The 26,559-nt window shown below is 66.7% G+C and carries 30 protein-coding genes and 1 tRNA gene; 17 read left to right on the top strand and 14 right to left on the bottom strand.

What is annotated here, in order from left to right:
- The first annotated feature begins 36 nt into the window (after positions 1 to 36).
- From O3305_RS18650 to arsC, 4 genes are read left to right on the top strand one after another with little or no spacing between them, the layout of a single operon-like run.
- On the top strand, positions 37 to 447 hold the full coding sequence (locus O3305_RS18650; RefSeq protein WP_269573864.1) for an ArsI/CadI family heavy metal resistance metalloenzyme: 411 nt from the start codon (positions 37 to 39) through the stop codon (positions 445 to 447).
- On the top strand, positions 447 to 788 hold the full coding sequence (locus O3305_RS18645; RefSeq protein ID WP_269573863.1) for an ArsR/SmtB family transcription factor: 342 nt from the start codon (positions 447 to 449) through the stop codon (positions 786 to 788). Before O3305_RS18650 ends, O3305_RS18645 begins: the two co-directional genes overlap by 1 nt.
- Positions 785 to 1,450: an MIP/aquaporin family protein gene (locus O3305_RS18640; protein ID WP_269573862.1), complete on the top strand. Its 666-nt coding sequence runs from the start codon at positions 785 to 787 to the stop codon at positions 1,448 to 1,450. Before O3305_RS18645 ends, O3305_RS18640 begins: the two co-directional genes overlap by 4 nt.
- Complete coding sequence (gene arsC, locus O3305_RS18635) at positions 1,447 to 1,857, top strand: arsenate reductase (glutaredoxin) (protein ID WP_269573861.1); 411 nt, start codon at positions 1,447 to 1,449, stop codon at positions 1,855 to 1,857. The genes O3305_RS18640 and arsC overlap by 4 nt, the downstream gene beginning before the upstream one ends.
- A 51-nt stretch (positions 1,858 to 1,908) precedes the next feature.
- Here the strand turns inward: arsC and O3305_RS18630 are convergent.
- Positions 1,909 to 1,983 (bottom strand) — tRNA-Thr (locus tag O3305_RS18630).
- Positions 1,984 to 2,087: 104 nt separating this feature from the next.
- On the opposite strand from O3305_RS18630, the gene O3305_RS18625 reads away from it, so the two are divergent.
- Positions 2,088 to 2,243: a hypothetical protein gene (locus O3305_RS18625; protein ID WP_269573860.1), complete on the top strand. Its 156-nt coding sequence runs from the start codon at positions 2,088 to 2,090 to the stop codon at positions 2,241 to 2,243.
- An 82-nt stretch (positions 2,244 to 2,325) separates the two neighbouring features.
- Here the strand turns inward: O3305_RS18625 and O3305_RS18620 are convergent, their stop codons facing one another.
- Positions 2,326 to 4,122 (bottom strand): aminopeptidase P family protein, encoded by a 1,797-nt coding sequence (locus O3305_RS18620; RefSeq protein WP_269573859.1) that lies wholly within the window; start codon positions 4,120 to 4,122, stop codon positions 2,326 to 2,328.
- A gap of 83 nt (positions 4,123 to 4,205) precedes the next feature.
- Between O3305_RS18620 and O3305_RS18615 the strand changes: the two genes are divergently transcribed.
- On the top strand, positions 4,206 to 5,270 hold the full coding sequence (locus tag O3305_RS18615) for a DSD1 family PLP-dependent enzyme (RefSeq protein WP_269573858.1): 1,065 nt from the start codon (positions 4,206 to 4,208) through the stop codon (positions 5,268 to 5,270).
- 17 nt (positions 5,271 to 5,287) lie between these two features.
- Here O3305_RS18615 and O3305_RS18610 read toward each other — a convergent pair whose 3' ends face one another.
- Positions 5,288 to 5,602, bottom strand: coding sequence for a hypothetical protein (locus O3305_RS18610; RefSeq protein WP_184161401.1), 315 nt, complete (start codon positions 5,600 to 5,602; stop codon positions 5,288 to 5,290).
- Between the two features lie 122 nt (positions 5,603 to 5,724).
- Between O3305_RS18610 and O3305_RS18605 the strand changes: the two genes are divergently transcribed.
- Entirely contained in the window at positions 5,725 to 6,465 is a 741-nt protein-coding gene (locus tag O3305_RS18605; RefSeq protein ID WP_269573857.1) for an energy transducer TonB, read from the top strand.
- Here the strand turns inward: O3305_RS18605 and O3305_RS18600 are convergent.
- A complete protein-coding gene (locus O3305_RS18600; RefSeq protein ID WP_184161407.1) occupies positions 6,462 to 7,361 on the bottom strand; it encodes a LysR family transcriptional regulator in 900 nt (299 codons plus the stop codon). The genes O3305_RS18605 and O3305_RS18600 overlap by 4 nt on opposite strands.
- A 97-nt stretch (positions 7,362 to 7,458) precedes the next feature.
- Here O3305_RS18600 and O3305_RS18595 point away from each other — a divergent pair, with 97 nt between their 5' ends.
- Both O3305_RS18595 and O3305_RS18590 read left to right on the top strand, forming a co-directional pair.
- Positions 7,459 to 8,622: an MFS transporter gene (locus tag O3305_RS18595; RefSeq protein ID WP_184161409.1), complete on the top strand. Its 1,164-nt coding sequence runs from the start codon at positions 7,459 to 7,461 to the stop codon at positions 8,620 to 8,622.
- 27 nt (positions 8,623 to 8,649) lie between these two features.
- Complete coding sequence (locus O3305_RS18590; RefSeq protein WP_269573856.1) at positions 8,650 to 10,722, top strand: S9 family peptidase; 2,073 nt, start codon at positions 8,650 to 8,652, stop codon at positions 10,720 to 10,722.
- Between the two features lie 171 nt (positions 10,723 to 10,893).
- Here the strand turns inward: O3305_RS18590 and O3305_RS18585 are convergent, their stop codons facing one another.
- The gene (locus O3305_RS18585; RefSeq protein WP_269573855.1) at positions 10,894 to 11,097 is read right to left on the bottom strand and encodes a hypothetical protein; all 204 of its coding nucleotides are present in this window, start codon (positions 11,095 to 11,097) and stop codon (positions 10,894 to 10,896) included.
- Between the two features lie 131 nt (positions 11,098 to 11,228).
- Between O3305_RS18585 and O3305_RS18580 the strand changes: the two genes are divergently transcribed.
- Positions 11,229 to 11,711, top strand: coding sequence for a c-type cytochrome (locus O3305_RS18580; RefSeq protein ID WP_269573854.1), 483 nt, complete (start codon positions 11,229 to 11,231; stop codon positions 11,709 to 11,711).
- Positions 11,712 to 11,959: 248 nt separating this feature from the next.
- Here the strand turns inward: O3305_RS18580 and O3305_RS18575 are convergent, their stop codons facing one another.
- Complete coding sequence (locus O3305_RS18575) at positions 11,960 to 12,403, bottom strand: globin domain-containing protein (protein WP_353739204.1); 444 nt, start codon at positions 12,401 to 12,403, stop codon at positions 11,960 to 11,962.
- Between the two features lie 142 nt (positions 12,404 to 12,545).
- Between O3305_RS18575 and O3305_RS18570 the strand changes: the two genes are divergently transcribed.
- On the top strand, positions 12,546 to 13,496 hold the full coding sequence (locus O3305_RS18570) for a lipase family protein (protein WP_269573853.1): 951 nt from the start codon (positions 12,546 to 12,548) through the stop codon (positions 13,494 to 13,496).
- Between the two features lie 198 nt (positions 13,497 to 13,694).
- Here the strand turns inward: O3305_RS18570 and O3305_RS18565 are convergent, their stop codons facing one another.
- Both O3305_RS18565 and O3305_RS18560 read right to left on the bottom strand, forming a co-directional pair.
- Complete coding sequence (locus O3305_RS18565; RefSeq protein ID WP_184161424.1) at positions 13,695 to 13,838, bottom strand: hypothetical protein; 144 nt, start codon at positions 13,836 to 13,838, stop codon at positions 13,695 to 13,697.
- Between the two features lie 140 nt (positions 13,839 to 13,978).
- On the bottom strand, positions 13,979 to 14,599 hold the full coding sequence (locus tag O3305_RS18560; RefSeq protein ID WP_269573852.1) for an opacity protein: 621 nt from the start codon (positions 14,597 to 14,599) through the stop codon (positions 13,979 to 13,981).
- Positions 14,600 to 14,852: 253 nt separating this feature from the next.
- Here O3305_RS18560 and O3305_RS18555 point away from each other — a divergent pair, with 253 nt between their 5' ends.
- Positions 14,853 to 15,203 carry a GIY-YIG nuclease family protein gene (locus tag O3305_RS18555; protein ID WP_269573851.1) on the top strand — a complete coding sequence of 117 codons (351 nt, stop codon included), beginning with the start codon at positions 14,853 to 14,855 and terminating at the stop codon, positions 15,201 to 15,203.
- A gap of 638 nt (positions 15,204 to 15,841) precedes the next feature.
- Here O3305_RS18555 and O3305_RS18550 read toward each other — a convergent pair.
- From O3305_RS18550 to O3305_RS18540, 3 genes are read right to left on the bottom strand one after another with little or no spacing between them, the layout of a single operon-like run.
- Positions 15,842 to 16,900, bottom strand: coding sequence for a ribonucleotide-diphosphate reductase subunit beta (locus tag O3305_RS18550; RefSeq protein WP_269573850.1), 1,059 nt, complete (start codon positions 16,898 to 16,900; stop codon positions 15,842 to 15,844).
- Positions 16,901 to 16,958: 58 nt separating this feature from the next.
- Positions 16,959 to 17,180, bottom strand: a complete 222-nt coding sequence (locus tag O3305_RS18545) for a hypothetical protein (RefSeq protein ID WP_269573849.1) — start codon at positions 17,178 to 17,180, stop codon at positions 16,959 to 16,961.
- Positions 17,177 to 17,509 carry a hypothetical protein gene (locus tag O3305_RS18540; RefSeq protein ID WP_269573848.1) on the bottom strand — a complete coding sequence of 111 codons (333 nt, stop codon included), beginning with the start codon at positions 17,507 to 17,509 and terminating at the stop codon, positions 17,177 to 17,179. The genes O3305_RS18545 and O3305_RS18540 overlap by 4 nt, the downstream gene beginning before the upstream one ends.
- A gap of 101 nt (positions 17,510 to 17,610) precedes the next feature.
- Between O3305_RS18540 and O3305_RS18535 the strand changes: the two genes are divergently transcribed.
- Complete coding sequence (locus O3305_RS18535) at positions 17,611 to 17,874, top strand: DUF2171 domain-containing protein (protein WP_184161445.1); 264 nt, start codon at positions 17,611 to 17,613, stop codon at positions 17,872 to 17,874.
- Positions 17,875 to 17,876: 2 nt separating this feature from the next.
- Here O3305_RS18535 and O3305_RS18530 read toward each other — a convergent pair whose 3' ends face one another.
- Entirely contained in the window at positions 17,877 to 18,356 is a 480-nt protein-coding gene (locus tag O3305_RS18530; protein ID WP_269573847.1) for an endonuclease domain-containing protein, read from the bottom strand.
- A 64-nt stretch (positions 18,357 to 18,420) separates the two neighbouring features.
- A complete protein-coding gene (locus O3305_RS18525) occupies positions 18,421 to 20,370 on the bottom strand; it encodes a ribonucleoside-diphosphate reductase subunit alpha (protein ID WP_184161451.1) in 1,950 nt (649 codons plus the stop codon).
- 683 nt (positions 20,371 to 21,053) lie between these two features.
- Here O3305_RS18525 and O3305_RS18520 point away from each other — a divergent pair.
- The 3 genes from O3305_RS18520 (at position 21,054) to O3305_RS18510 (ending at position 25,580) form a co-directional block, all read left to right on the top strand.
- Positions 21,054 to 22,718 carry an MFS transporter gene (locus O3305_RS18520; protein ID WP_269573846.1) on the top strand — a complete coding sequence of 555 codons (1,665 nt, stop codon included), beginning with the start codon at positions 21,054 to 21,056 and terminating at the stop codon, positions 22,716 to 22,718.
- Positions 22,718 to 23,842, top strand: a complete 1,125-nt coding sequence (locus O3305_RS18515; RefSeq protein ID WP_269573845.1) for an HlyD family secretion protein — start codon at positions 22,718 to 22,720, stop codon at positions 23,840 to 23,842. Before O3305_RS18520 ends, O3305_RS18515 begins: the two co-directional genes overlap by 1 nt.
- A 67-nt stretch (positions 23,843 to 23,909) precedes the next feature.
- Entirely contained in the window at positions 23,910 to 25,580 is a 1,671-nt protein-coding gene (locus O3305_RS18510; protein WP_269573844.1) for an amidase, read from the top strand.
- Positions 25,581 to 25,599: 19 nt separating this feature from the next.
- Here O3305_RS18510 and O3305_RS18505 read toward each other — a convergent pair whose 3' ends face one another.
- Positions 25,600 to 26,061, bottom strand: coding sequence for a DUF2721 domain-containing protein (locus O3305_RS18505; protein ID WP_184161462.1), 462 nt, complete (start codon positions 26,059 to 26,061; stop codon positions 25,600 to 25,602).
- 42 nt (positions 26,062 to 26,103) lie between these two features.
- Here O3305_RS18505 and O3305_RS18500 point away from each other — a divergent pair, with 42 nt between their 5' ends.
- Positions 26,104 to 26,463 carry a SpoIIAA family protein gene (locus O3305_RS18500; RefSeq protein WP_269573843.1) on the top strand — a complete coding sequence of 120 codons (360 nt, stop codon included), beginning with the start codon at positions 26,104 to 26,106 and terminating at the stop codon, positions 26,461 to 26,463.
- Positions 26,464 to 26,559: the final 96 nt, after the last annotated feature.

Below are 26,559 nucleotides of genomic sequence, written 5' to 3'. Positions count from 1 at the left end.
AATAGTCGAAATATCGAACCATTGGAGACCGCAGCCATGAAGCGCCTGCACCTGCACATCAGCGTTCCCGACCTCGATCAGGCAATTGCCTTTTACGGCACCCTGTTCGATGCGCCGCCCACGGTGGTGAAGGCCGACTATGCCAAGTGGATGCTCGAGGATCCGCGGGTCAACCTCGCGATCTCGGCGCGCAGCCGCGCCACCGGCGTCGATCATGTGGGCATCCAGGTCGATAGCGCCGATGCGCTGGGCGAGCTCGCGGGACGGCTGAAAGCGGCCGGCGCCACGACCTTCGACCAGGAAGCGACCACCTGCTGCTACGCGAAATCCGACAAGTCCTGGGTGACGGACACGGCTGGGGTGCGCTGGGAGACGTTCTTCACCCATGGCGATGCGACCGCCTATGGCGAGGATGAGATGATCCCGACCGCCAGGGCGTGTTGCTGATGCAGTTGCCCGTCGCCGTTGAGGCACTGTCCGCCCTCGCCCATGCCAATCGGCTCGCCGTATTCCGCCTGCTGGTGCGGGCGGGTGCGGATGGCATGGCCGCGGGCGACATCGCGCGCGAGATCGGCGCACTTCCCAATACGCTTTCGACGCATCTGACGATCCTGAGCAATGCCGGGCTGATCGGATCGCGCCGGGACGGCCGATCGGTGATCTATTCCGCCGATTATGATGGCATGCGGCAGCTTCTTGGCTTCCTGGTTGCCGACTGCTGCGCGGGGCGTCCGGAGATATGCGGCACGCTGAGCGATCTCGCCGCGAGCACCGATTGCTGCACATGAAGCTGCGCCGTCGCCTGCTTGCCGAGGGCATGGGCACGGCCATGCTGCTCGCGATCGTCATCGGCTCCGGCATCATGGGCGAGCGGCTCGCGGGCGGGAACCAGGCCGTGGCGCTGCTCGGGAACACCCTTGCGACCGGTGCCGGGCTGATTGTTCTCATCCATATTTTCGGCCCCATATCGGGCGCTCATTTCAATCCGGTCGTCACCCTGGCGGCTCTGCTGTTGCGCGAGACCAGCGCGGGCATCGCGATGCTCTACGTCGTTGCCCAGCTCGCGGGCGCGATCCTCGGCGCATGGGCGGCCCATGCGATGTTCGCCGAGCCGATCCTGCAGCTGTCCGGAAAGGCGCGTGACGGCTTTCCCCAGGGCCTTTCCGAATGCATCGCCACCTTCGGCCTGATCGGCACGATATTGGCGACCCGGCGCACCCGGCCGGAGTTCACGCCAATGGCCGTCGGGCTCTACATCGTCTCCGCCTATTGGTTCACCGCGTCGACCTCCTTCGCGAATCCAGCCGTGACGATCGCCCGCAGCCTGTCCGACACCTTTGCCGGCATCGCCCCGCATTCGGTGCCGCTGTTCATCGCGGCGCAGCTTGCCGGCGCGCTCGCGGCGATGGCGACATTCCCATGGCTTTACGAAGAGGAGTGCGTGCGATGACCGGCAGTTTCCCGATCACCATCTATCACAACCCCGATTGCGGCACCTCGCGCAACGCGCTCGCGATGATCGAGGCGGCGGGATATGCGCCGCAGGTCGTCGAATATCGCACCGCCGGCTGGGAACGCGCGCAACTGCTCGGCCTGCTGGCGGCGATGGGCGCGACGCCACGCGACGTGCTGCGCGAGAAGGGCACGCCGGCCGCCGAGCTGGGGCTGCTCGATCCCGCGACTTCGGAAGAGACCCTCCTTGAGGCGATGGTCGCCCATCCGATTCTCGTGAACCGGCCGATCGTGGCAACGCCGAAGGGCACCAGACTGTGCCGACCTTCCGAAGTGGTGCTGGAGCTGCTCGACCGCGCGCCGGCGGAATTCGTCAAGGAAGACGGCGAGATCGTCCGCCGCTGACCGGCTCTCCCCCCAAGGGGGTGGGATCTTCCATTTCGATTTTCGGGAAAATGGTGCTGCCGGTGAGGATTGAACTCACGACCTCAGCCTTACCAAGGATGCGCTCTACCACTGAGCTACGGCAGCACTCGCCCGAACGATCCGGCAGCGCCGGGTCCCAAGCGGGAGGCGCCTATGTGCTTGGGTGCGGGCGATTGTCAACCTGCTAATGGCCGGTTTATCGCAGGAAAATGAGCAATGCGGAAAAACAGGCCCGTTTGGCGGAGGCGCTGCGGGCCAATCTGCGCAGGCGCAAGGCGCAGGCGCGCGAGCAGGCCCCTACCAGCGACCTACCCGGCGATCCGGCCACCCCTCAGAGCGAGCCGAACCAGAGCGACAAGCCCTGAGCCGTATCATAGGCGTTGCGCATAATGGCGTGCGGCCCGACGAGATACATCGCCATCGTGACCGCACCTGCCAGGAACCACATCACCCGATGGGCGCGCACTTCGCTTCCAACCATACCAACTCGTCCCCGCCCAGCTGCGGGCCCAAAATCCGCAGCACTTCAGCATGATAACTATCAAGCCAGCTGCGTTCCTGCTCGGTTAGCAAAGATGGTTTAATCAGCGTTCGCTCTATCGGCGCGAACGTCAGCGTCTCGAACCCCAGCATTTGTTGTTCCGCACCCGAAATCAACTGCTTGGTGACCAGCACCAGGTTCTCGATCCGGATGCCGAATTCCTGCGCTTTATAGTAACCGGGCTCGTTCGACAGGAACATGCCCTCGCGCAGCGGCTCGAGGCTCTGGCCACCCGGATAATAGGGCTGGGCGATGCGCTGCGGCCCCTCATGGACCGAGAGGTACGAGCCGACGCCGTGGCCGGTGCCGTGCCCGTAATCGAGCCCGACTTCCCACAACGGGCGGCGTGCGAAGCTGTCGAGCTGGGCGCCAGTGGTGCCGTCGGGGAAGATCGCGGTGGCGATGGCGATATGGCCCTTGAGCACGCGGGTGAAGCGGTCCTTCATCTCGTCGCTCGCCTCGCCCACCGGCATCACGCGCGTCACATCGGTGGTGCCGTCGGCATACTGCCCGCCCGAATCGACGAGATAGAGCTGGCCGAGCTCGATCGGCAGGCTCGATTCGTCGGTGACCTTGTAGTGCGGGATCGCCCCGTTCGGGCCGGTGGCGGAGATGGTGTCGAAGCTCAGGTCCTTGAGCACGCCGGTCTGCTCGCGGAACCACTGGAGCTTGTCGGCAGCCGACATTTCGGTGAGGCCACCCTGCGGTGCGGTTTCCTCGAACCATTTCAGGAAGCGGCTGAGCGCGGCGCCGTCGCGAGCCTGGGCTGCCTTCTGCCCGGCGATCTCGGCCGGGTTCTTGATCGCCTTGGCAAGGATCACCGGGTCGCGCAGCGCCAGCACCTTGGCACCGCCGGCGTCGAGCGCATCGAACACCGCGGCGACGGCGCTGCCCGGATCGGCGGCGACACGCTTGCCAGCAAAGCCCTGGAGCGCTGGGGCGAAGGCGGTGCGGTCATGGATTCGAATCGCGTTGCCGAGATGCTGGCGGACTTCGTCGGTCACCTTTTCCGGCGCGACGAAGAAATCGGCGGTGCCGTCGGCGTTGACGATCGCATAGGCGAGCGCGACCGGCGTGTGGCTCACGTCCGTACCGCGGATGTTGAATGCCCAGGCGATCGAATCGAGTGCGGAGAGCACGACGGCATCCGCCTTCCGCTCGGCCAGCCAGTCGGCGATCTCGGCGCGCTTGGCGGGAGAAGACTTGCCGGCGAGGTCGTCGGACTGGACAGCGAGCGTCGCATCCGACGGAGCGGGCTTGTCCGGCCACACCGCATCGATCGGATTGGTGTTGACCGCGACCAGCTCGGCGCCCTTCTCGGCCAGCGCCCTGCGGGCTTCCTCGACCCAGGCGCGCGTGTGCAGCCAGGGATCATAGCCGATGCGGCCGCCATCGGGTGAATGGGCACCGAGCCAGGACGAAACACTGGTGGCCGGCACGCCGACATATTCCCAGTGATCGGCCGAGACCTGCTGGCGGACCTGGATCGTGTAGCGCCCGTCGGTGAAGATCGCCGCTTCCTCCGGCAGCACCACCGCGGTGCCGGCCGACCCCTGGAAGCCGGTCAGCCAGGCGAGGCGCTGGGCATAGGCTCCGACATATTCGGACATATGCTCATCGGTGAGCGGCACGACGAAGCCGTCGAGACGGTCGCGCTTCAGCTGCTCGCGAAGAGCCTTGAGGCGATCGGCATAGCTGGACATGGGATATACTCTATTGCTGGACTCTATGGGGCTGCTTTGCGCCGATATTCGGCAAAAGTCACATCCTGCGCTAGTCGAAGGCGATGAGCGATTTCCCCCTGCCCCGCGCCGACCTGGCCACCCCCGCCCTGCTGCTCGACGTGGCGGCGATGGACCGCAACATCGCGGCGATGGCCGAATTCGCCCGCGCGAGGGGCCTCGCGCTCCGGCCGCATGCCAAGACGCACAAGAGCAGCGAGATCGCGAAGCGGCAGATCGCCGCGGGCGCGGTCGGCATCTGCTGCGCCAAGCTGGGCGAGGCCGAAGCGCTGGCGGCCGAGGGCGTGGGCGACATCCACCTGACCTCACCCGTGGTGACCAGGGACGGGATCGCGCGCCTGATGGCACTGGCGGGGAAGATCAGGCTGTCGGTGGTGGCGGATCATCCGGACGCGGTGCGAGCGCTTGCCGGATGCGGAGCGACGCTGTTCGTGGATGTCGATCCAGGCAAGCATCGCACCGGCGTGACGTCCCCCGAAGCGGCGGTGACGCTGGCGGCCGCCGTCGTCGAGTCCGGGCTCGCGCTCGGTGGGGTGCAATATTATTGCGGCTCCGAGCAGCACATCGCGGTCTTTGCCGATCGCCAAGCGGCGATCGTCGAGAAGACCGACTATTTGCGCACCGTGCTGGCGGCGCTGGCAGGAGCGGGTTTCGATATCCCAATAGTGACTGGTGCCGGCACCGGCACCTTCGCGATCGATGCTGAACTGGGGGTGCTGACCGAACTGCAGGTGGGCAGCTATATCTTCCTCGACCGCGAATATCGAGATTGCGAGCTGGCGGGGCCGAGCTTCGAACAGGCGCTATGGGTGGATTCCACCGTAGTCAGCGCGAACACGCCCGGCATGGTGACGATCGATGCGGGATTGAAGTCTTTCGCCACCGATGCCGGGGTGCCCGTGCCCTTGTCAGGCTCCGCGCGCTACGCCTTCATGGGCGACGAGCAGGGAGCACTGTTCGGGGAAGCACTGCCGGGCCTGGCGGAACGCGTTACGCTCGTTCCGCCGCACTGCGACCCGACGGTGAATCTCTATGACCGCTATTGGCTGGTGGCGGGCGAGACGGTCACCGGCGCGTGGCCGGTGACCGCCAGGGGCCGTTCCACCTAGGCTTGGCCGATCGGGCCCTAGCGGCGGACGTAATAGCAGCGATGCTTGGCGCTGATCGTGCGATCGATCGCGCGGCCGCCAAAGGCGCCGCCGACACCGCCGACCGCCGCACCGAGCAGGCCGTGGCCGATGATCGCGGGGCCGGCGAGCACGCCGACCGCGGCACCACCGATCAGACCGGCATGGCCCGGGGAGCGGCGGCACTTCTTGTAATAGGTCCGGCTCTTCGAGCTCTTGCCCTTGTAGTGACTCTGGGCCTGCGCCGCCTCGATCGGCATTGCGACGGGCATGGCCAGCGCGAGAGCGGCAGTGGCCGCAATGAGCTTACGCATGATTTCCATCCCTTCCTTGATTCGATGCAGCAACAACTTGCCTGGGTGCCGCGCGGTTGCATGAACTGAAAACAACAAGGTGTTCATGGGATCGTTCGATGGATGCGGCGCATTGGACGGGCATGACAGGCGCCGGAATCCCGACTCCACGCGAGCGGCTGGGCAGCGCAGCGGGCGCGCTCGCTTTCGTGGCACTGCTGCTGTGGCTGCTGGTCAGCGGGCTGGGCGTGCGCCTGCATATCGTGCCGAACCCATCCATGCAGCTGGTCGACTTCACCCTGCCCCCGCCACCGCCGCCAGAGCCTGAAAAGCCCCCCGCCCCCAAACCCCGCCCCCCCGAGGAGGAAGGCAAGGCCTCCCCGCCCAACAAGACCTCCCGCGCCACCGAGGTGGCGACGCCGGTGAAGACGCCCCTCCCCCAGCCGATTCCCGCCGCGACGATCCCAGCGCAGGGCAGCGAAGCGAGTTCGGGTAATGCGCCGATCGCCGGCCCGGGCACGGGATCGGGCGGGATCGGCGATGGCACCGGCAGCGGCGGGCGCGGCGATGGCGCGGGCGGTGGCGGCGGCACCGTGCTGCGGCTGCTCGAGGGCGACATCACCGGACGCGACTATCCCAAGGCGGCGGCACGTGCGGGCGCGCAAGGCACTGTCGGCCTGCGTTTCACCGTGGGGGTCAATGGCCGGGTGACCGACTGCCGGGTAATGCGATCGAGCGGCAATGCCGATCTCGACGAGACGACCTGCAAGCTTATCCAGAAGCGCTTCCGCTACGCACCAAGCCGCGATGCCAGCGGGCGGCCCTATGCCGATGTGGTCACCGGCGAGCAGGTCTGGGAGCTGTACGACCGGCCGGATCGCTAGCGCCCGAGTTTCTCCACCAGGAAATCGACAAACGCCCGCACCCGGGCCGGCCGGGTGGCGCCGCCGACATAGACCGCGTGGATGTCCTCGCGGTCGCCCGGGTTGAACGGCTCCAGCAGGGAGACAAGCCGCCCAGCGGCGATATCCTGCGCCACGCTGAAGGTGCCGACCCTGGCGATGCCGACCGCCGCCAGCGCCAGCTCGGCAAGCGTCTCGCCATTGTTCGCCTCGATATTGCCGCCCACGGGCAGCGCATAGTCGCGCCCGTCGCGGCGAAACGGCCAGACCGGCTCGGCGCGACGGAAGTTGAAGTTGAGGCAATTATGCTCGTGGAGGTCCTCGGGAAGCTGCGGCGTGCCCATCCGCGCGAGATAGGCCGGGGCGGCGACGATCGAGCGCCCGGTCTCACCGATCTTGCGGGCAGTGAGCGCGCTGTCCGCCAGCGGGCCGAAGCGGATCGCGACATCGGCCCGGCCGCCGGCGACATCCTCCAGCGTGTCGCTCAGGCTGATATCGACGAGAATCCCGGGATGGCGCGTCACGAATTCGCCGAGCAGCGGCACGATCACCAGCCTGCCATGGGCCAGCGCCGCGCTTACCCGGAGACGCCCGCGCGGCGAAGCCTGGTCGGCGAGTTCCTCCTCCACCTCGGCGATATCGGCAAGGATGCGCTGGGCGGCATGGAGATAGGCATCGCCCTCCGGTGTGAGCGCCAGCCGGCGGGTGGTGCGGGTGATCAGCCGCACGCCCAGCCGCGCCTCGATCCGCCCGAGCGCACGGCTGACCGCCGAAGGGGTCAGGTCGAGCCGGCGCGCGGCAGCGGAGAGGCTCCCTTCGCGGACGGCGGTGACGAAGATCTCCATTTCGCCCGAGCGATCGGTCATGGCGCGCGTCATTCATGAATCCAATGCACAGATGTTTCGCCTTTCAGGCGTCTACCGGAAGCATGAGCGCCAGTCCATTTGCGTTGCCGCACAAATCGGAGCTGCATCCATGAGTCCCCGCCTCGCGCTCACTGCGCTTTCCATCGGTGCCTTCGGCATCGGCGTCACCGAATTCACCCCCATGGGCCTGCTGCCCGTGATCGCAGGCGACCTGGGTGTGTCGATCCCCACCGCCGGCCTGCTGGTCAGCGCCTATGCGATCGGCGTGCTGATCGGCGCGCCGCTGATGACGCTGACCACCGGGCGGGTGCCCCGCCGGACGCTGCTGATCGCGCTGACCGCGATCTTCACGCTGGGCAATCTGATGGCCGCCTTCTCCGACAGCTACGCGATGCTGCTGGCTGCCCGGATCGTCACCTCGCTCAATCACGGCGCCTTTTTCGGCGTCGGATCGGTGGTCGCCGCCGGCCTGGTCGCGCCCGAGAAGCGCGCGGGTGCCATCGCGACCATGTTCATGGGCCTGACGATCGCGACGATCGGTGGCGTACCGCTCGCCACCTGGGCGGGCGAGGCGATCGGCTGGCGTGCGGTATTCGGCGCGATCGCGGCGATCGGCGTGGTGACGATGATCGCGCTGCGCCTGTTCGTCCCCGCCCTCCCGGCCGAGAAGGACGCCGACATGATGGCCGAGCTGCGCGTGCTCGGCCGCGGCCCGGTGCTGTTCGCGCTCGCGCTCACCATGGTCGGGTTCAGCGCGATGTTCACCGTGTTCACCTATATCGCACCGATCCTGCGCGAGGCGGCGCATGCCTCGACCTTCTGGGTCACGGTGGCACTGGTGATCTTCGGCATCGGCCTGACCGCGGGCAACTGGCTGGGCGGGCGCTATGCCGACAAGTCGGTGGAAGGCGCGCTGATCACGATGACGGCGGCGCTGGCGGTGCTGCTGGTCGCCTTCGCCTTCGGCATGTTCTCGCTGCCGGTCGCGATCGTGCTGATGCCGCTCTGGGGCGCTGCCAGTTTTGCCCTGGTGCCGCCGCTGCAGATGCGGGTGATGGACGCCGCGCATGAAGCCCCCAACCTCGCCTCGGCCATGAACATCGGCGCATTCAACCTGGGCAATGCGATCGGCGCGGCGCTGGGCGGCGAAGTGATCCGCGAGGGGATGGGCTATCCGGCAGTGTCGCTCGCCGCCGCGGCGATGGCGCTGGTCAGTCTCGCGATGGTGCTCAGCCCCAAGCTGGTGCGCCGGCGCGCGGCGGCGCTGGCCTGACGACGGGGCGGGCGCTAGGAAGACGCGATGACCGATCTTCCCAAGCCGCCCGTAGCCGCTACCCGCCCGCATAGCTTCACCGCGCACGGAGTCACGATCGAGGACCCCTGGGCCTGGCTCAAGGACCCCGCCTATCCCACCGTCACCGACAAGGACGTGCTTTCCTATCTCGAGGAGGAGAACACGTTCTTCCAAGCGGTGATGGATCCCTTGAAGCCGCTTTCCGATACGCTGTTCACGGAAATGCGCGGGCGGATCAAGGAAGACGAATCGACCGTGCCGCAGAAGGACGGCGACTGGTTCTACTGGACCGATTACGAGACCGGCGGCGAATATCCGCGCTGGTGGCGCCGGCATGTGAATGGCGGCGAGGATGTGATGATCCTCGACGAACCGGCACTGGCCGCGGGCAAGGAGTATTTCCGGCTCGGCGCCTTTTCGGTGAGCCCCGACGGCAAGCTGCTTGCCTATGCCGTGGACGACAATGGCTCCGAGCGGTTCGAGGTCCGGGTGAAGGATCTGGAGAGCGGCCACCTGCTTCCCGACGTGATCCCGGGCATGCTCTCCGAGATCGTCTGGACCGCGGACTCCAAGGGCTTTCTCTACGGGCTGGCCAATGAGAACTGGCGGACCGACAATGCCCGCTGGCACGTGCTCGGCGAGCCGGTGGACAGCGATGTCGAGCTCTACAAGGAAGCGGACGAGGGCTATCGCGTCGGCGTGGGCGAGACCCAGTCGCGCAAGTACCTGCTGATCTCGACCGGCGACCATGTGACGAGCGAAGTCTATCTGCTCGACCCCGCCGACCCCTCGAAGCCAATGGTCTGCGTCTCCCCGCGCAAGCCGGGCCGCGAATATGACGTGGACGAGCATGACGGCACGCTGTTCATCCACACCAACGATATCGACCCGCAGTTCCGGCTGATGACCGCTTCGGTCGACAGCCCCGGCGAATGGATCGAGCGGATCGCACCGTCCGCCCATTTCTACATGACCGGCGTCACCTGCTTCGCCGACTATTTCATCGTCGAGGGCCGCGAGGACGGGCTCGATCAGATCGAGCTGCACCGCTACGACCCCGCCATCGCCCCGGCCCGCCTCGAATTCCCCGAGGCGAGCTATGTCGCGGGGCTGGGCGACAATCCCGAATATGCCATGGACAAGCTGCGCATCGGTTATGAGTCGATGGTCACGCCCGGCACCGTCTATGACTATAGCGTCGCCACCGGCGAGCTCGAGACGCTCAAGGTGCAGGAGATCCCGTCGGGCTATGACGGGAGCAAGTACCGCACCGAGCGGCTGAAGATCACCGCCCGTGACGGCACCCAGGTTCCGGTCTCGATCGTCTACCCCAGGGACTTCCCCAGGGACGGCAGCGGCAAGCTCTATCTCTATGCCTATGGCGCCTATGGCTATGCCATCCCGCCCGGCTTCTCGACCAGCCGCATCTCGTTCCTCGACCGCGGCGTCGCATTCGCCATCGCGCATATCCGGGGCGGCGATGACCTGGGGCAGCAATGGTATCTCGACGGCAAGCTCGAGAAGCGGACGAACACGTTCAACGATTTCGTGGATTCCGCCCGGGGCTTGATAGGGGAGGGATTCACACATCCGGGCGGGATCGCGATTGCAGGGCGGTCCGCGGGGGGTGAACTGATGGGCGCGGTGGTCAATTCCGACCCCGAGCTCTGGGCCGCCGTCGTCGCCGACGTGCCGTTCGTCGACGTGCTCAACACCATGCTCGACGAGAGCCTGCCGCTCACCCCCGGCGAATGGCCCGAATGGGGCAACCCGGTGGAGGACGCCGCGGCCTTCGCGCTGATCCGCTCGTACAGCCCGTACGACAACGTCACCGCCCAGGCCTATCCGCCGCTGTTCATCTCGGGCGGCCTCAACGACCCGCGCGTCACCTATTGGGAGCCCGCGAAATGGGCGGCGAAGCTGCGCGCCACCAAGACCGACGACAATGTGCTGGTCCTCAAGACCAACATGGGCGCCGGCCATGGCGGCAAGTCGGGCCGCTGGGAGAGCCTGAAGGAAGCCGCCGACGAAATGGCGTTCGTCCTCTGGCAGCTCGACGCGACCGAGCCGAAGGGCTGAGCCCGGCCTTCCCGACGATATCAAGGAGCGGCCGGCCGCCAGGCCGGCCGCTTCAGCCAGCCAGATCAAATCCTACATTGCAAGCGGGCGGATTCCGTCGCGAGCCGATTTCGAGAGGCTTGCCCTTCCCAACCAGCTGCGCCGAAACTGGGCCCGGCCTTCGCCGGGGAACTAGGAAGAGCCCTCTCCCCGCGTGATCCGCGCCAGCAGCCGGGTCTCGCGGTGGCATTGGTGGCAGAAGGCGAAATCGAACGTCTCGCTGAGCACCCAGGCCTGGGAACTGGCGTCCCATTCGGCCCAGGCGTCGCGGGTGACGGCAACACCGCCGCAACGCTCGCATGCATATTCGACCCGAGGAGCATCGCCTTCTGCCACGCCCGGCACGATATGCGATTCCCGGTCCGTTTCGGCGGCAACCCTCTCCATAATGGAGGAGGTTTGCGCGGCCGTTGCGCGGGCTTCCGGGCGGGCCTAGCCTGTGCGCCTCCGACCAAGGGAGCCATCCAATGCGCACGTCCATGCTCACACTCGGCGCCGCCGCCGCTTTGTTCACCAGCCTCGCCGCCACCGCCCCCGCCAGCCGCGCGCGGCCTGCCGCCGCCGATCCGAACGCGGAGGTGATCGCCGGGCGCAGGGCGGCCTTCCTGATGTCCGGCGCGCTGTTCGGCCAGATCAAGGCGGGCGTCGACCGGGGCGACGATCCGAAGACCCTGGGCTTCGCCGCCCGCGCGCTGTCGCGCTGGGCGAGCGCGCTGCCCGGCATGTTCCCCGCCGGCAGCGGCGGCGCGCCGTCCGAGGCGCTGCCCGCCGTGTGGAGCGACCGGGCCGGGTTCGAGGCCAAGGCAGCGGACTATGCGGCGGCGACGACCAAGCTCGCCGACCTGGCGCGCGCCGGCGACAAGCCGGGCTTCGCGGCGCAGTTCGCGGTGGTTGGGGGCACGTGCAAGGCGTGCCATGATGCGTATCGCAAGGCCGAGGACAAGCATTGAGGGGGTAGGTCCTCCCCCTCCCACCAAGGGAGAGGAGTTTCTCTTGTTCCCCGGCGAAGGCCGGGGCCCAGGGTCACGAGCGATCCGGCAGAGAAACCCTGGGCCCCGGCTTTCGCCGGGGAACGGATGGGTGCGGCTCTCCCTTTTCATCGTCATCCCCGCGCAGGCGGGGATCCATTCTGGCTAGCCGTGATGGGGCCTCACTCCCCTCAGTGCCAATGGATCCCCGCCTGCGCGGGGATGACGGATCAAACCTCCACTCGCGGCGCCGCCATCGCCTGCGCCATGCGGGTGAGCGCGTCGCCGATCTGGGCAGCCAGCGCCGCGTCGAGCGACGGATCCCCGGCCAGCGCCTCGCGCATCGCCGTCGCCCATTGCGCCGCCAGCTCCGGCCCGAAATCCAGCTGGCGATGCATGCGCATGATGCACAGGCCCGGGCGCTCGGCGGACCAGTCGCGCGGGCCGCCGAGCCAGGCGGTGAGGAAGCCGGCCAGCGAGGCGGCGATCGGGGCGAGATCGGGGCCGTGCGCGGCGCGCAGATCGGCATAGACGGGGTCGCGGTCGATCAGCGCATAGAAGCGCTCGGCCAGCGCCCGCACCGGCGCCGCGCCGCCGATCCGCGCAAAGGGCGTGGCTTCGCTCATCCTGACGCGGTGCCGCGCCGGCGCCCCGCCCGCCTTGATCGGCGTCAAGCCGGACCTCAGGGAAAACCCCGTTCACGCCGCCGACAGCGCAGCCATCCTATAATGATTTGGTCATTAACCTTAATTGTGCGTTCACCATGAAGCGGAGCGTGGTCATATGGCACCGGGAGTATTGCCGATGCACGATTGCATGAAACGCCGCCTGCTATACGCGTCCAGCCAGGCCTATCAGCCGGGCATGCAGGTCCAGGGCCGCGGAGTCGGCTGGATCGAAGCGCCCTTCGTGGTGCGCCGCGAGACGGCATTGGGCGGGCGCGAGATCGACCAGGCGATCGTCGGCCGCACGCCCGAAGGCGTGGTGGTGGCGTTCCGCGGATCGCTCCCGCCCTATTTCGGCAGCAGCTATGACGGCTGGGACGTGGTGCTCGACTGGCTGAACGACGCCTTCTCGCTGTGCCTGGAAGATTCGCATTATGGCGGCGGCGTGCATTTCGGCTTTTCGGAATCGATGCGCCGGCTGTGGAGCGACGCGGGCTCGGGCCCGGGCGTGCGCACCGCGATCCAGGCGATGCTCGACCAGAGCCTGCTCGACCGCAAGGCGCGGCGGCATCTGTTCGTGACCGGCCATTCGAAGGGCGGCGCGCTCGCCAACCTCGCCGCGATGCGCGCGGCACAGGCGAGCGAATGGGCCGATGTGCCGGTGAGCGTGGCGACGATCGCCGCGGCGCGCGCGGGCAATGCCGACTTCGCCGCGAGCTATGCGCGCACCCGCATCGCCTGCCTGCGCTACGAGATGCCGGGCGACCTGGTGCCGCACCTGCCGCTGAGCCCCGCGACGCCGGGCTGGGCGCGCAAGATCGCCAAGGGCGTGTTCCCCAAGCTGGCCGCCGCCGATTACCGGCCGGTGGGCCTGCTTGTCTCGCCGCCGCCGGCGCTGAAGACCGGGCACCAGGCCTGGAGCGGCTCGCGCCGCCCGGTCCGCCGCCTGCTCGACCGGCGCGGCTCGGGCCTCGACGCGCTCGCCCCGGCGATCCTGAGCGCGCATGCGATCTGCCCGGGCAGCGGCTATGACCGGCTGATCTGCGAAGGCGAGGGTATGGTGTGCGATCACGGCGAGGCGCCGGCGCGCAAGCGGGCCTGAGGGCGGCGTACTTGCTCTGACGGTTCCCGGGCGGCCTAACTGCTCCCCGGCGAAAGCCGGGGCCCAGGGCCACGAGCGATCCGGCAGAGAAACCCTGGGCCCCGGCTTTCGCCGGGGAGCAGAAGGGGGTGAATACCGAAAAGGGCGCGACGGCCGGATAGTGGCGGGCGAACCGGGTGGCCCGCCCGCCGGCGCGGATCAGCCCAGCGGCATGTCGACGCAGATCAGCTTGCCCAGGACGTAGAAGCAGCCCGGCGGGAGCGGATCGTCGAACGCCAGGGCGACCGAGGGCGCGAGGGCCGACAGGGCGAACAGCGCGGCAACTGCGATCTTCTTCTTCATCGATGCACTCCTCCGATTGGTGGAGCGACCAGGCTATCGGTTGCGGGGTTCGGCTCAAGCGGCCGGGACCGATACCGACAGGTTTATTGGCACCGAAACGGGGGCGGCGCGGGCCGGAGCCTGCGCCGCCTTTCCGGGACTTAGAAGTGCGCGATCACGCCGGCCATCGGGCGGAAGCTCTTGGCGTCGCCGAAGGTGTTGATCTCCATGCGCAGGCGCAGGCCGCTGTTACCGGTGATGCCGCCAAGGCCGATGTCCTTGGGGCCGACCTCGACGCCGGCGCCATAGGTCATCGCGTGGAAATCGCGGCTGTTGTCACCGAGCGCGGCGAAATTGACCCATTGATAGCCGACCTTGCCATAGATCATGCCGCTCTCGCCCGCGCGCAGGCCGAAGCGGCCGGCGGCGCCATATTCCCAGTCGATATCGCCCTTGAAGCCCTTCACGACATTGCCCTCGGCGCCGATGAAGACCGGGCCGAGCGGCACGTTGATGCCGGCGACGCCCTGGACGAGGCCGCCGTCATAGGCCTTGCCATCGGCCGGGAGCGGGATGCCGGCATTGGCCTGCTCGTCGAACCGCTCATAGCCGCCAAGGATGCCGACATAGGGCTCGATCCCGAAGGCGCGGGTGCCGTCGGGCGCAGTCTCGGCTGCCGGGGCGGCAGTGGTGGTGGCGCTGCTGTCCGTATCCTGCGCCTGGGCGGCGGGGACGGCGAAGGGCAGCGCGGCGAATGCCGCGGCGGCGAGGATGGTACGCATGTTGGGGAAACCTCGTGATTACTTCAGACACACGCCCCGCCAATGCCGCCCTGGATACGCGGGCGCGGGCGGCGGGGCTGTATGGGAAATGCGCGAGGAGTCAGTAGGTTGCGGGGTGGGTTTGATTGCGGTGGGGGTGTTGCTTGGGGGACACGGTGCGCGTGGGGCGGCGTCGACAAACTTCGTCCGTTACCGACCCACTTCCGTCACCCCGGCCTTGTGCCGGGGGCCACCGCGCAGCACGCTGCCCCACGTGATCGAGCGCACGCCCTGTGTCTACATCCTCGCGAACCGCTATAACGGTGCGCTCTATGTCGGCGTGACCTCCAACCTGCTCGGCCGGATGATGCAGCATCGTGACGGAACCTTCGACGGCCACACTAAGAAATACGGCATCCGCCGGCTGGTCTATTTCGAGGTTGCCGAGACCATGGACGCGGCGATCGCGCGCGAGAAGCAGCTCAAGCGCTACCGGCGCGAATGGAAGCGCAACCTGATCGAGCGGCAGAATCCGGAATGGAACGACTTGGCGGTGGGGCTAGGACTGGAGCCGCTGGCGGCGTCACCCGGTGGCGCGGTGGACCCCGGCACAAGGCCGGGGTGACGGGTACCAGACGGCTGCGGCACAGGCAAAGCCCGTGCCGCGTTCAGCCCACCCAAACAACTCTTAAGCACCAGTAATCTTTAGCACAGCTCGAATGGCGTACAGCCAATGCACTACAGCATAAAATGCATAGGTTATGGTAATCGCACCAATCAACATCAAGATTGACGCGATGGTATTGAACCACCTCGGAAATATACGCTGATGAGTAACCGGTACCGCTTTCGCCGGTCCTTCCAATGATCGAACGCTGTCAATGATGGGCCCATTCAGAATTTGTACGGCTACCAGCTCCCCGGGCCTAGGGCCGACATCTCCAAAATCCACTCTCCGCGGGGCCCGCTACGAACAGTATGATCCATACTCGGAACAATATTATACCCCCATGGAGCCGGCCCCAACTGAGCAGTCAGTTGCACATTAGTCGCGCTCTTACGACCTGCATTCTGCACCATGACTTGGCCAGCGCGGATGGCGAGTGGCGGAGCGCCTTGCTGCGCCGGCTTTAGATCAAAGGTTGTAGAATTTGGACTGAAAACAATAAGCCGTGGCTTACCAGTGAGCCAATATGCAAGATACGTGGCTCCAAGGGTAATTAGCGCCGTTGTCAGCACAGTCCAAAAGTCGGGCACCCCATCTTACTCCGCCGCAACCCCGGACCCAGAGAACATGTCCGGCCCGCCTTCGGCCGCGTCCTCATTGGCCACCGGGGTGGCCTTGGCCTTCTGGCGCTTGTCGAACGAGTCCCACACCTCGCCCCAGTTGCCGCGGGTCGCTGCCTTCGAATATTCGGTCGCGCGGGTCTCGAAGAAGTTGGCGTGCTCGACGCCGTTGAGCAGCGGGGCGAGCCAGGGGAGCGGGTGCTCCTCGACCATGTAGATCGGCTTGAGGCCGAGCTGGCCCAGGCGCCAGTCCGCGATGTAGCGGACGTACTTCTTGATCTCCTTGGGCGTCATGCCGTTGACCGGGCCCATCTCGAAGACGAGGTCGATGAACGCGTCCTCGATGCGCACCGTCTTCTGGCACATGTCGAGGATGTCGTCGCGGACAGACGGGGTGAGGCAGTTGCGCTCCTTGCAGAAGGCGTGGAACAGCTTGATGATGCCTTCGCAGTGCAGGCTCTCGTCGCGGACCGACCAGCTGACGATCTGGCCCATGCCCTTCATCTTGTTGAAGCGCGGGAAGTTCATCAGCATCGCGAAGCTGGCGAAGAGCTGCAGCCCCTCGGTGAAGCCGCCGAACATGGCGAGCGTCTTGGCGATGTCCTCGTCGCTGTCGACGCCGAAGGTGCTGAGATAGTCATGCTTGTCCTTCATCTCCTTGTACTGGAGGAAGGCGGCATATTCGGTCTCGGGCATGCCGATCGTGTCGAGCAGGTGCGAATAGGCGGCGATGTGGACCGTCTCCATGTTGCTGAACGCGGTCAGCATCATCTTGATCTCGGTCGGCTTGAACACGCGGCCGTATTTCTCGTGGTAGCAGTCCTGCACCTCGACGTCCGCCTGGGTGAAGAAGCGGAAGATCTGGGTGAGCAGGTTGCGCTCGTGATCGGTGAGCTTCTGCGCCCAGTCGCGGCAATCCTCGCCCAGCGGCACTTCCTCCGGCAGCCAGTGGATCTGCTGCTGGCGCTTCCAGAAATCGAACGCCCAGGGATATTCGAAGGGCTTGTAGGTCTTGCGGGCTTCGAGAAGCGGCATGGGAGTTACTCCGGGATGAACTTGGGAAAGGAAGGAAGGGCGGGCGCGAGCGGGGCGGTCATGCCGCGCCTCCCGCCAGGGTGAAGACGGCGACGAAACCGCCGAGGAACAGGCCGAGCGCGAGCAGCATCATGCCGGCGATGCGCAGGGCGTAGGTGGCGGCCTCGCCCCCGGGCAGGCCGAGCGCGCGGCGGGCCAGGCCGGGCTTCACCAGCGCGGCGAGGCCGGCGGCGCCCGCGGCTCCGGCGATGCCGGCCATCAAGGCGAGGCTGCGGGTCATTCGTGGTCGATCACCGTGGTGTCGCCGCGGCGGACGGTGCGGTCGCGGTAGACGACCTTGGTCACCCGGGTGCCGCGATTGGCGCCGACGCCGAACACGCAGATGCCGAGGAAATAGCCGAAATCATACCAGCCGCCATTGTTGGGCACGGCATAAACCGCGACGTCGGGCACGATCAGCGAGAGGAACCACGCCACCGGGAAGATGAAGCCGTGCCAGAGGCCGAGCAGGAAGCCCGGCGCCTCGGGCTGGACGGCCGTGGGTATCTGCTTCGCGCAGGCGGCTAGCAGCAGGAAGGCGGCGACGGACAGAGTGCGGAACGGCTTCATGCAATCCCCCGAACGGGTGAGTGACAGGCTGCACGCGCGGCTGCATCGTTTCCCCGCCGCGCGCGTTGAGCGTGCGAAACCGTCCCCCAAGGAGAATGGCGATGACCGACGTGAGTGCAATCAAGGAGCATATGGAAGTGATCGGCGCCGACGGCGTCCATGTCGGTACCGTCGACCATGTCGAAGGCGAGCGCATCAAGCTCACCAAGAAGGATAGCGGCGCCGAGATCGAGGGCGCCGAGGGCTCGCATGCCGGGCACCACCACTACATCTCGCTCGGCCTGGTCGCCGGCGTGGAAGGCGATCAGGTCCGCCTGAGCGCGAACGCCGATGTGGCGGTCGAGATCTTCGAGGAAGAAGCCTGAGCTCAAAACCCCTCTCCCTTTGGGAGAGGGGCAAGCCGCGAAGCGGCGCGGGGTGAGGGTGAGCGCGATGCAGCTTGCGATTGGCGACCCTCACCCTTCCCACTCGGCTTCGCCGAGCGGGCCCCTTCCCTCTCCCAAAGGGAGAGGGAAATTTGGGCGATCACGCCGTCGGCGTTTTCCAGCACATCGTTGTTCCAGAACCGCAGCACGCGATAACCCTCGGACTCGATAAAGCGCGTGCGGCGCGCATCATATTCGACGGCCTCCGCATGCTGGCCGCCATCCACCTCGATCACCAGACGCTCGGCGAAGCAGAGGAAATCGACGCGATATGGCCCGACCGGGGCCTGAAACCGCCACTTCCTGTCGGGAAAGGCAGTGCGCAGCGCGCGAAGCAACCTCTTCTCAGCTTCCGTGGCACCCCGCCGCAACTCTCGAAGCTGCGGCACCGTGCCTGACGGTTGATCCTGATAGAGGCGCACTCGCCCTCACCCTTCCGCCGCTTCGCGGCTCCCTCCCTCTCCCAGAGGGAGAGGGATTATTGCCTCACTGGCACGCCAGGCATTCGTCGTAATCGGTCGACTCGCCCAGGTTGAACTGCGGCTTGTCGATCGTGTTGTCGGCTTCCACGCCGCCCGCGAAGCCGGCGCGCTGCACCGACTTGGAACGCAGATAATAGAGCGACTTGATGCCGAGCTCCCAGGCGCGGAAGTGGAGCATCAGCAGGTCCCACTTCTCGACATCGGCCGGGATGAACAGGTTCAGCGACTGCGCCTGGTCGATATAGGGCGTGCGGTCGCCGGCGAGTTCGAGCAGCCAGCGCTGATCGATCTCGAAGCTCGTCTTGTAGACGTCCTTCTCTTCCGGCGTGAGAAAGTCGAGGTGCTGGACCGAGCCGCCCTGCTCGAGGATCGAGTTCCACACCGCATCCGAGTTCTTGCTCTTCTCCGAGAGCAGCTTCTCCAGATACGGGTTCTTGACCGAGAAGGAGCCCGACAGCGTCTTGTGCGTGTAGATGTTGGCCGGGATCGGCTCGATGCAGGCCGAGGTGCCGCCGCAGATGATCGAGATCGACGCGGTCGGCGCGATCGCCATCTTGCACGAGAAACGCTCCATCACGCCCATGTCGGCCGCGTCCGGGCACGGGCCGCGCTCGACGGCGAGCGCCATCGAGGCCTGATCGACCTGCGCCTTGATGTGCTTGAACATCCGCAGGTTCCAGCTCTTGGCCATCGCGCCTTCGAACGGGATGCCGCGTGCCTGGAGGAAGGAGTGGAAGCCCATCACGCCGAGGCCGACGCTACGCTCGCGGCTGGCCGAATAGGCGGCCTTCTCCATGCCGGGCTCGGCGCGGTCGATATAATCCTGCAGGACGTTGTCGAGGAAGCGCATCACGTCCTCGATCAGGTTCTTGTCGTCCTTCCACTGATCCCAGGTTTCCATGTTGAGCGACGAGAGGCAGCACACGGCGGTGCGCTCATTGCCCAGATGGTCCTTGCCCGTCGGCAGCGTGATTTCCGAACAGAGGTTCGAGGTCGAGACCTTGAGGCCCAGATCACGGTGATGCTTGGGCATGTTCGAGTTCACGTGATCGCTGAACACGATGTACGGCTCGCCGGTGGCGAGACGGGTCTCGACCAGCTTCTGGAACAGAGCGCGCGCATCGACCTTGCCGCGCTCGGACTGGTCCTTGGGCGAACGCAGCACCCACTCCTCGCCGTTGCGCACCGCTTCCATGAACGCGTCGGGGATCAGCACGCCGTGGTGCAGGTTCAGCGCCTTGCGGTTGAAGTCGCCCGACGGCTTGCGGATCTCGAGGAACTCCTCGATCTCCGGGTGCGAGATGTCGAGATAGCAGGCGGCCGAACCGCGGCGCAGCGAGCCCTGCGAGATCGCCAGCGTCAGCGAATCCATCACGCGGACGAACGGGATGATGCCCGAGGTCTTGCCGTTGAGGCCGACCGGCTCGCCGATGCCACGCACCGAACCCCAATAGGTGCCGATGCCGCCGCCGCGCGAGGCCAGCCAGACATTCTCGTTCCAGGTGTCGACGATGCCGTTCAGGCTGTCCGGCACCGAATTGAGGAAGCAGGAGATCGGCAGGCCGCGGCCGGTGCCGCCGTTCGACAGAACGGGGGTGGCGGGCATGAACCACAGCTTCGAGATATAGTCGTAGATGCGCTGGGCGTGCGCCTGATTGTCGGCATAGGCCGAGGCGACGCGCACGAACAGGTCCTGGAAATTCTCGCCAGGCAGCAGATAGCGGTCGCGCAGCGTTTCCTTGCCGAACTCGGTGAGCAGCGCGTCGCGCGAATGATCGACCTCGACATCATACGCACGCGGCGCGACGGTCTTGGAATCGGTCTTCTTGCGCAGCTTGGGCGCGGCCTTCTCGGCAGCGGCCTTGGCTGCCGCATCCGTGGCGGCCTTGACGGCAGCGGTGGGGGCTTCGGCGACGGTATCGTTCACGCTGTTTTCCGTGTCCCTGAATTCCATGACAACACCCCTGATAAAGCTTCACGCGCCTCTCGCATTGGAGAGACATCAAATCCCGACTCAAGGGGCGCCGATACTATCACCGGCTCGGTCGATCGCGAAGAACAAAACATGTCCATCACACCTCGTCCCAGGCACGAGTCGACCCCTTCCGCATATGGGTATGCGGCGGAGAGTCCACCAGTGCTTGAGCTTGCCCCTCAGTGCAACCACAACAGATTGTGCCAAACCGAGTCCGGGCACAAGAGCCGAAATGGTTAATATCCACAACGCTTCGTCGCTAAAATGACTCGCTTCACAGCAGCTGCGCAACTGCTGCAATGCCGCGACGCGCGGACTTTCCTAGGGTTTCCGAAAGGCAAGGGAACGAACGCGGAACGTAAATTTTTTTAACGTGGAGGACTCATGGCGACCACAAGGGCTTGTGGTTGACCGTTCGGAAGCACCGCAGATGGTGGCTGTCCGATTGTTCCCGGCGAAAGCCGAAGCCCGGGGTCACACGCAGCATGGCAAAGAAACCCTGGGCCCCGGCTTTCGCCGGGGAACCGGGTGCCCGGATGCCCGCTCACCCCAATGAGCGACGGCGTACTACACCGCGCGGCAATTGCTGATTGCGCCGCAGCCATGCGACTATACCAAGGTGCGCTTGCGGATCGTTCCGCCGCATGCGGAATTATATCGGGATGGCAACGAACGGGGCAGAAGCGGAGGATCGGGACGCCTGGCAACCGGCGCCGCATGAACGCTCGCCCATCCCCGGATCGCCGCCCACCCCCTGGCATCCGCTGTCGCGGCGCATCGCCTATTTCTCGGTCGCGGTGCTGGTGGTGCTGTCCGGATCGCTCGGCAATGCGATCGTCACCGCCAACCTGACCACGCTGCAGGGATCGCTGGGGCTCTATTCGGCCGAGATCCAGTGGCTGCCGACCGCCTATGTGATGACCAATGTCTGCGCCAACATGGTGCTCATCAAGTTCCGCCAGCAATTCGGCATAAGGCTGTTCACCCAGATCTTCCTGATCGCCTTCGCGCTGACCACCGCCTCGCACCTGCTGGTCCACAGCTTCGCCAGCGCCGTCGCGGTGCGCGCGATCAGCGGGATCGCGGCGGCGGCATGCAGCACCGTGGGGCTGCTCTACATGGTGCAGGCCTGGACGCCCGAGCACCGGCTGAAGGGCATCGTGCTCGCCGTATCGCTGCCGCAGATCGCCGTGCCGCTGGCCCGGCTGTTCCCCAGCGAGGCCTTCGAGCCCGATCGCTGGCAGACCATGTATCTGTTCGAGCTGGGGCTGGCGCTGTTCTGCCTGGCCGGGGTGCGGCTGCTGGTGCTGCCGCCGGTCGAGCGGATGAAGGCGTTCGAGCCGCTCGACTTCGTGACCTTCCCGATCTTCGCGGTGGGCATCGCATTGCTCTGCGCGGTGCTCGGGCTGGGCCGGTCGGTCTGGTGGTTCGAGGCGCCCTGGGTAGCGCCGGCGCTGATCGGGGCGATCGTGCTGATCCCGATCGCGGTGGTGATCGAGCATAACCGCAGCAATCCGCTGCTCAACACCCGCTGGCTGGGCAGTGGCGACATCGTGCGCTTCGCGCTGGTATCGATCCTGACCCGGGTGGTGCTTTCCGAACAATCGATCGGGGCATCGGGCCTGCTGACCGTGCTCGGCATGGGCAATGACCAGATGCGGATGCTCTATCTGGTGGTGCTGCTCGCCACGTTGGCCGGCATCGTGATCGGCGCGCTGACCATCGATCCCAATTTCCTGGGTGGGCCGATCCTGGTGGCGCTGGCGCTGATCTGCGTCGGTGCGCTGATCGATTCGGGATCGACCAGCCTGACCCGGCCGCACGACTTCTATTTCAGCCAGGCGCTGATGGGTTTCGCCAGCGCGCTGTTCATCGGCCCCGCGCTGCTGATCGGGCTGACCCGGGCGCTCAAGGAAGGGCCGACCCATTTCGTCAGCTTCTCGGCGCTGTTCGGCATCACCCAGAACCTGGGCGGGCTGTTCGGCAGCGCGATGCTCGGCACCTTCCAGGTGATCCGCGAACATGCCCATAACAATGCGATCGTCGCGCAGCTGGCGGATGGCGACCCGCTGGTGGCGCAGCGGCTGCAGCAATATGCCGCCGCTTATGGCCGGGTGCTGATCGACCCGGCACTGCGCCAGGCCGAGAGCGCGGCGATCCTGACCCAGACAGTGACGCGCGAAGCCAATGTGCTCGCGTACAACGACACCTTCCTGCTGGTCGCGGCGATCGCGGCGGCGACGATCGTCTGGGCGAGTTTTCACATATTCCGGATCCGGCGCGAGAATCTGCGCCGGGCAGCGGAACAACAGGCGGGAGCATCCTGATGGCAGACGGGCAAGAACCGGCCCCTCCGGCAACCAGCGAAGGCGCCGATCCGCCACCGGCGCCAGCGGCGGCCGCGCGGCGCTGGAAGCCGCCGAGGCTCTCCTGGCTCTCGATCGCGATCGCGGCGGCGCTGATCCTGATCGGCGTGACCGCGGTGCTGATGGCGTGGCAGGCATGGCCGTTCGGCGGGCGCAGCCAGTCGACCGAGAATGCCTATGTCCGCGGGCAGGTGACGATCATCAGCCCGCAGGTGAGCGGCTATCTGACCAGCGTGCCGGTACAGGATTTCGCGCGGGTGAAGGCCGGCGACGTGCTGGCGACGATCGACGACCGGATCTACGCCCAGCGGGTCGACCAGGCGAAGGCGAATGTCGCCAGCGCCGATGCGGCGCTCGCCAACAATCCGCAGCAGGTGGCGTCGAAGACCGCGACCCTGGGATCGCAGCAGGCAGCGGTCGCCTCGGCCCAGGCGCAACTCGCCAAGGCGCAGGCCGATTATGCCCGGATCGACGCGCTGGCGAAGGACGGCTTCGTCACGCGCAAGGACCGCGATGCGGCGCTCGCCACGCTGCGCACCGCCCAGTCGGCGGTGGCGCAGGCCCAGGCGGCGCGGACGGTGGCGACGCAGGACATCCGCAGCGTCGATGTGAGCAAGGGCGGGCTGGTCGCCTCGGTCGACGCCGCCAAGGCCGCGCTGCGCCTGGCCGAGATCGACCTGGCCAATACGGTGATCCGCGCCCCGGTGGCCGGGCAGCTGGGCGAGATCGGCGGACGGCAGGGACAATATGTCACCGCCGGCACTCAGCTGATGGCGCTGGTGCCGCAGACGCTCTGGGTGACCGCGAACTTCAAGGAAGCGCAGACCGCGAAGATCCGGCCGGGCGCGAAGGCGAGCTTCAAGGTGGACGCGCTGGGCGGGGCGCGGCTGACCGGGGTGGTCGAGCAGCTGGCGCCGGCGGCGGGGTCGGAGTTCGCGGTGATCCGCAGCGACAATGCCACGGGCAATTTCGTGAAGATCCCGCAGCGGATCGCGGTGCGGATCCGGATCGACCCGGACCAGCCGCTGGCCGGCCGGCTGCGGCCGGGCATGTCGGTGGAGGCGAAGGTGGAGCTTGGGCGCTAGCGGCTACCCTTCCAGCGCGAGGAGTGGGGCGCTAGGCTGGTCGCGAAACGAGATTCGGGGACGGCATATGCGCACGGGACTGACGGCTTTGGCGGTGGCACTTGCCTGGGCATCGCCCGCTTGGGCACAGGAAGCGCCCGCTCCGGCGCCCGGGGCCGCGCCGGTGATTACCCCGACGCCGCTGCCCGCCGACGCGGTGGTGGTCAGCACCGACGACAATCCGGCCAACCTTGTCGTCGAGAAGTCGATCGACGAGCTGCAGGCGATGCTCGCCGCCGGCAAGGTCGAGGCGTGGAAGCTCGCCGACCTCTATGTCGAGCGGATCGGCAAGGTGGACCGCGACGGGCCGACGCTGCGCTCGGTGATCGTCACCGCCCCGGCTAAGGACCTGCGCTATGACGGCCGCGCCAGCGACGACCGGCGCAAGGCGGGCAAGACGCTGGGGCCGCTCGACGGCATCCCGGTGCTGATCAAGGACAATATCGAGACGCAGAACATGCCCACCACCGCGGGCAGCCTGGCGCTTGCCAACAACGATACCGGCCGCGACGCGCCGCTGGTGGCGAAGCTGCGGGCGAAAGGCGCGGTGATCCTCGGCAAGACCAACCTCAGCGAATGGGCGAACATCCGCTCGAACCATTCGATGAGCGGGTGGAGCGCGGTCGGCGGGCTGGTCAGGAACCCCTATGCGCTCGATCGCTCGGCCTGCGGCTCGTCGAGCGGTTCGGGCGCGGCGGTGGCGGCAAGCCTCGCGGCGGCGGCGGTGGGCACCGAGACCGACGGATCGGTGGTGTGCCCTGCGGCGATGAACGGGCTGGTGGGCCTCAAGCCCACGCTCGGCCTGATCAGCCGCACCGGGGTGGTGCCGATCAGCCATAGCCAGGATACGCCCGGGCCGATGGCGCGGACGGTCAAGGACGCGGCGATCCTGTTCGGCGCGATGATCGGCAGCGACCCCGGCGATCCGGCGACCAAGGATGCCGACAAGCACAAGGCGGACTATGCCGCCGGCCTCAGCCCCGATGCGCTGAAGGGCATGAAGATCGGCTATTGGAAGCCCGAGATGGCCGCCGACCTCGCCGCGCGCTTCGACAAGGCGCTCGAGGAGCTTACCGCGGCGGGCGCGGTGCTGGTCGAAGTGAAGATGCCCGAATTGAAGGGGCTGGGCGAGGCCGAGGGGCTGGTGCTCTACACCGAGCTCAAGGCCGACATGGCGGCCTATCTCGCCACCACGCCGGCCAGCGTGGGCCCGAAGACGCTCGCCGACCTGATCGCGTTCAACGAAGCGAACAAGGCGAGCGAGATGCCGTTTTTCGGGCAGGAGACCTTCCTCAAGGCCGAGAAGACCAAGGGGCTCGACGATCCCGACTACAAGGCGGCGCGCGAGAAATCGGCACGGATGGCGGGACCGGAGGGGATCGACGCGATGCTGGCCGCCGGTGGCGTGCAGATCCTCGTCACCCCGACCTATGGCACGCCCTGGCTGAGCGACCCGGCCCATGGCGACCAGTTCCAGGGTCCCTCGGCGAGCGAATTGCCGGCGGTGTCGGGCTATCCGCACCTCACCGTGCCGATGGGGCTGGTGAACGGGTTGCCGGCCGGGCTTTCGTTCATCGGCACGGCCTATTCGGACGGGCTGCTGCTCATGGCCGGCTATGCCTATGAGCAGGCCACGCACGCCCGGGTGGTGCCGCAATATCTGCCGACGATCCCGGCGGACCTGGGGCCGCGCAAGTAACCCGTCGCCCCGGCGACGGTTACCGCTTCTTCTCGAGCTCGAGCAGTTCCTCGCGCACATGGATCGCCTCGAGCGACATGCGCACCTCGACCAGGAAATAGATCAGCCCGGCCATCAGGAGGAGCATCGAGATGATGAAGCTCGACGCCACCCAGATGCCGACATGGAGATTGGTCAGCCGCGCGACGAACATCATCGCGACGACGAGACAGATCGCCAGCGCGCTGGCGGTGCACAGGAAGATCGCGTTGTTGATGACCGAGATGCGGCGATCGATGATGCGCAGTTCCCAGACATGGCGGTCATGCTCGGGCCCGGTCGAGCGCGGGTGAAGCTGCTCGATGTTGCGCGCGCGATCGACGATCCGGGCAAGCCGCCCGACCATCACGTTGAGGAACGCCCCGATGCCCGCGAGCAGGAACACCGGTGCGATCGCGGCCTGGATGGTCTCGGAGACCGTGGAGAGATAGGGGCCTTCCATCGTTATCCTTATGCCGGGTGCGAAACGAGGAGTGAAGACGCGATGATGACCTTCGAGACCGATACGCAGGCAGGCGTCGTCGAGTTCCTTGTCGATGGCGGTGTGACCCGCGCGGACTATGATGCGGGCGTAGCCGCGATGGAAGCGGTGATCGCGGACAAGGGCAGCCTTTCGGCGCTTGCGGTGATCCGCAATTTCTCCGGCATGGAGCTGGGCGCCTGGTGGAAGGACATAAGCTGGGGCGCCACGCACATGGGCAAGATCCGCCGCGCCGCGATCGTCACCGACAGCGGCTGGATCGAAATGGCGACCCGGGCAGGCAGCATGATGGTCTCGGCCGAGGTGAAGCTGTTCAAGCCCGATGCGGTGGAGGAGGCGCGGGGCTGGGTGCGGGAGGGCTGAGGGGCATCCAGGTGCAACCTAATCCTCCCCCGGAGGGGGAGGGGGACCGCCGCGAAGCGGTGGTGGAGGGGTAGCGCGCCTCAAGCTTCAAAGCCC

This window comes from Sphingomonas sp. NIBR02145 (genome assembly GCF_027359115.1).
GTDB lineage: Bacteria > Pseudomonadota > Alphaproteobacteria > Sphingomonadales > Sphingomonadaceae > Sphingomonas > Sphingomonas kyeonggiensis_A.
This window is presented reverse-complemented; position numbering and strand designations above follow the sequence as displayed.

Excerpts from the sequence above, each read along its gene's own strand:
- O3305_RS18650 (WP_269573864.1), top strand. The coding sequence starts at position 37 with ATGAAGCGCCTGCACCTGCACATCAGCGTTCCCGACCTCGATCAGGCA.
- O3305_RS18595 (WP_184161409.1), top strand. The coding sequence starts at position 7,459 with ATGAGTCCCCGCCTCGCGCTCACTGCGCTTTCCATCGGTGCCTTCGGC.
- O3305_RS18510 (WP_269573844.1), top strand. The coding sequence starts at position 23,910 with ATGCGCACGGGACTGACGGCTTTGGCGGTGGCACTTGCCTGGGCATCG.
- O3305_RS18515 (WP_269573845.1), top strand. The coding sequence starts at position 22,718 with ATGGCAGACGGGCAAGAACCGGCCCCTCCGGCAACCAGCGAAGGCGCC.
- O3305_RS18625 (WP_269573860.1), top strand. The coding sequence starts at position 2,088 with ATGAGCAATGCGGAAAAACAGGCCCGTTTGGCGGAGGCGCTGCGGGCC.
- O3305_RS18545 (WP_269573849.1), bottom strand. The coding sequence starts at position 17,180 with ATGACCCGCAGCCTCGCCTTGATGGCCGGCATCGCCGGAGCCGCGGGC.
- O3305_RS18500 (WP_269573843.1), top strand. The coding sequence starts at position 26,104 with ATGATGACCTTCGAGACCGATACGCAGGCAGGCGTCGTCGAGTTCCTT.
- O3305_RS18525 (WP_184161451.1), bottom strand. The coding sequence starts at position 20,370 with ATGGAATTCAGGGACACGGAAAACAGCGTGAACGATACCGTCGCCGAA.
- O3305_RS18565 (WP_184161424.1), bottom strand. The coding sequence starts at position 13,838 with ATGAAGAAGAAGATCGCAGTTGCCGCGCTGTTCGCCCTGTCGGCCCTC.
- O3305_RS18550 (WP_269573850.1), bottom strand. The coding sequence starts at position 16,900 with ATGCCGCTTCTCGAAGCCCGCAAGACCTACAAGCCCTTCGAATATCCC.
- O3305_RS18590 (WP_269573856.1), top strand. The coding sequence starts at position 8,650 with ATGACCGATCTTCCCAAGCCGCCCGTAGCCGCTACCCGCCCGCATAGC.
- O3305_RS18620 (WP_269573859.1), bottom strand. The coding sequence starts at position 4,122 with ATGTCCAGCTATGCCGATCGCCTCAAGGCTCTTCGCGAGCAGCTGAAG.
- O3305_RS18640 (WP_269573862.1), top strand. The coding sequence starts at position 785 with ATGAAGCTGCGCCGTCGCCTGCTTGCCGAGGGCATGGGCACGGCCATG.
- arsC (WP_269573861.1), top strand. The coding sequence starts at position 1,447 with ATGACCGGCAGTTTCCCGATCACCATCTATCACAACCCCGATTGCGGC.
- O3305_RS18535 (WP_184161445.1), top strand. The coding sequence starts at position 17,611 with ATGACCGACGTGAGTGCAATCAAGGAGCATATGGAAGTGATCGGCGCC.
- O3305_RS18570 (WP_269573853.1), top strand. The coding sequence starts at position 12,546 with ATGAAACGCCGCCTGCTATACGCGTCCAGCCAGGCCTATCAGCCGGGC.
- O3305_RS18520 (WP_269573846.1), top strand. The coding sequence starts at position 21,054 with ATGGCAACGAACGGGGCAGAAGCGGAGGATCGGGACGCCTGGCAACCG.
- O3305_RS18610 (WP_184161401.1), bottom strand. The coding sequence starts at position 5,602 with ATGCGTAAGCTCATTGCGGCCACTGCCGCTCTCGCGCTGGCCATGCCC.
- O3305_RS18645 (WP_269573863.1), top strand. The coding sequence starts at position 447 with ATGCAGTTGCCCGTCGCCGTTGAGGCACTGTCCGCCCTCGCCCATGCC.
- O3305_RS18540 (WP_269573848.1), bottom strand. The coding sequence starts at position 17,509 with ATGAAGCCGTTCCGCACTCTGTCCGTCGCCGCCTTCCTGCTGCTAGCC.
- O3305_RS18605 (WP_269573857.1), top strand. The coding sequence starts at position 5,725 with ATGACAGGCGCCGGAATCCCGACTCCACGCGAGCGGCTGGGCAGCGCA.
- O3305_RS18615 (WP_269573858.1), top strand. The coding sequence starts at position 4,206 with ATGAGCGATTTCCCCCTGCCCCGCGCCGACCTGGCCACCCCCGCCCTG.
- O3305_RS18560 (WP_269573852.1), bottom strand. The coding sequence starts at position 14,599 with ATGCGTACCATCCTCGCCGCCGCGGCATTCGCCGCGCTGCCCTTCGCC.
- O3305_RS18580 (WP_269573854.1), top strand. The coding sequence starts at position 11,229 with ATGCGCACGTCCATGCTCACACTCGGCGCCGCCGCCGCTTTGTTCACC.
- O3305_RS18600 (WP_184161407.1), bottom strand. The coding sequence starts at position 7,361 with ATGACGCGCGCCATGACCGATCGCTCGGGCGAAATGGAGATCTTCGTC.
- O3305_RS18505 (WP_184161462.1), bottom strand. The coding sequence starts at position 26,061 with ATGGAAGGCCCCTATCTCTCCACGGTCTCCGAGACCATCCAGGCCGCG.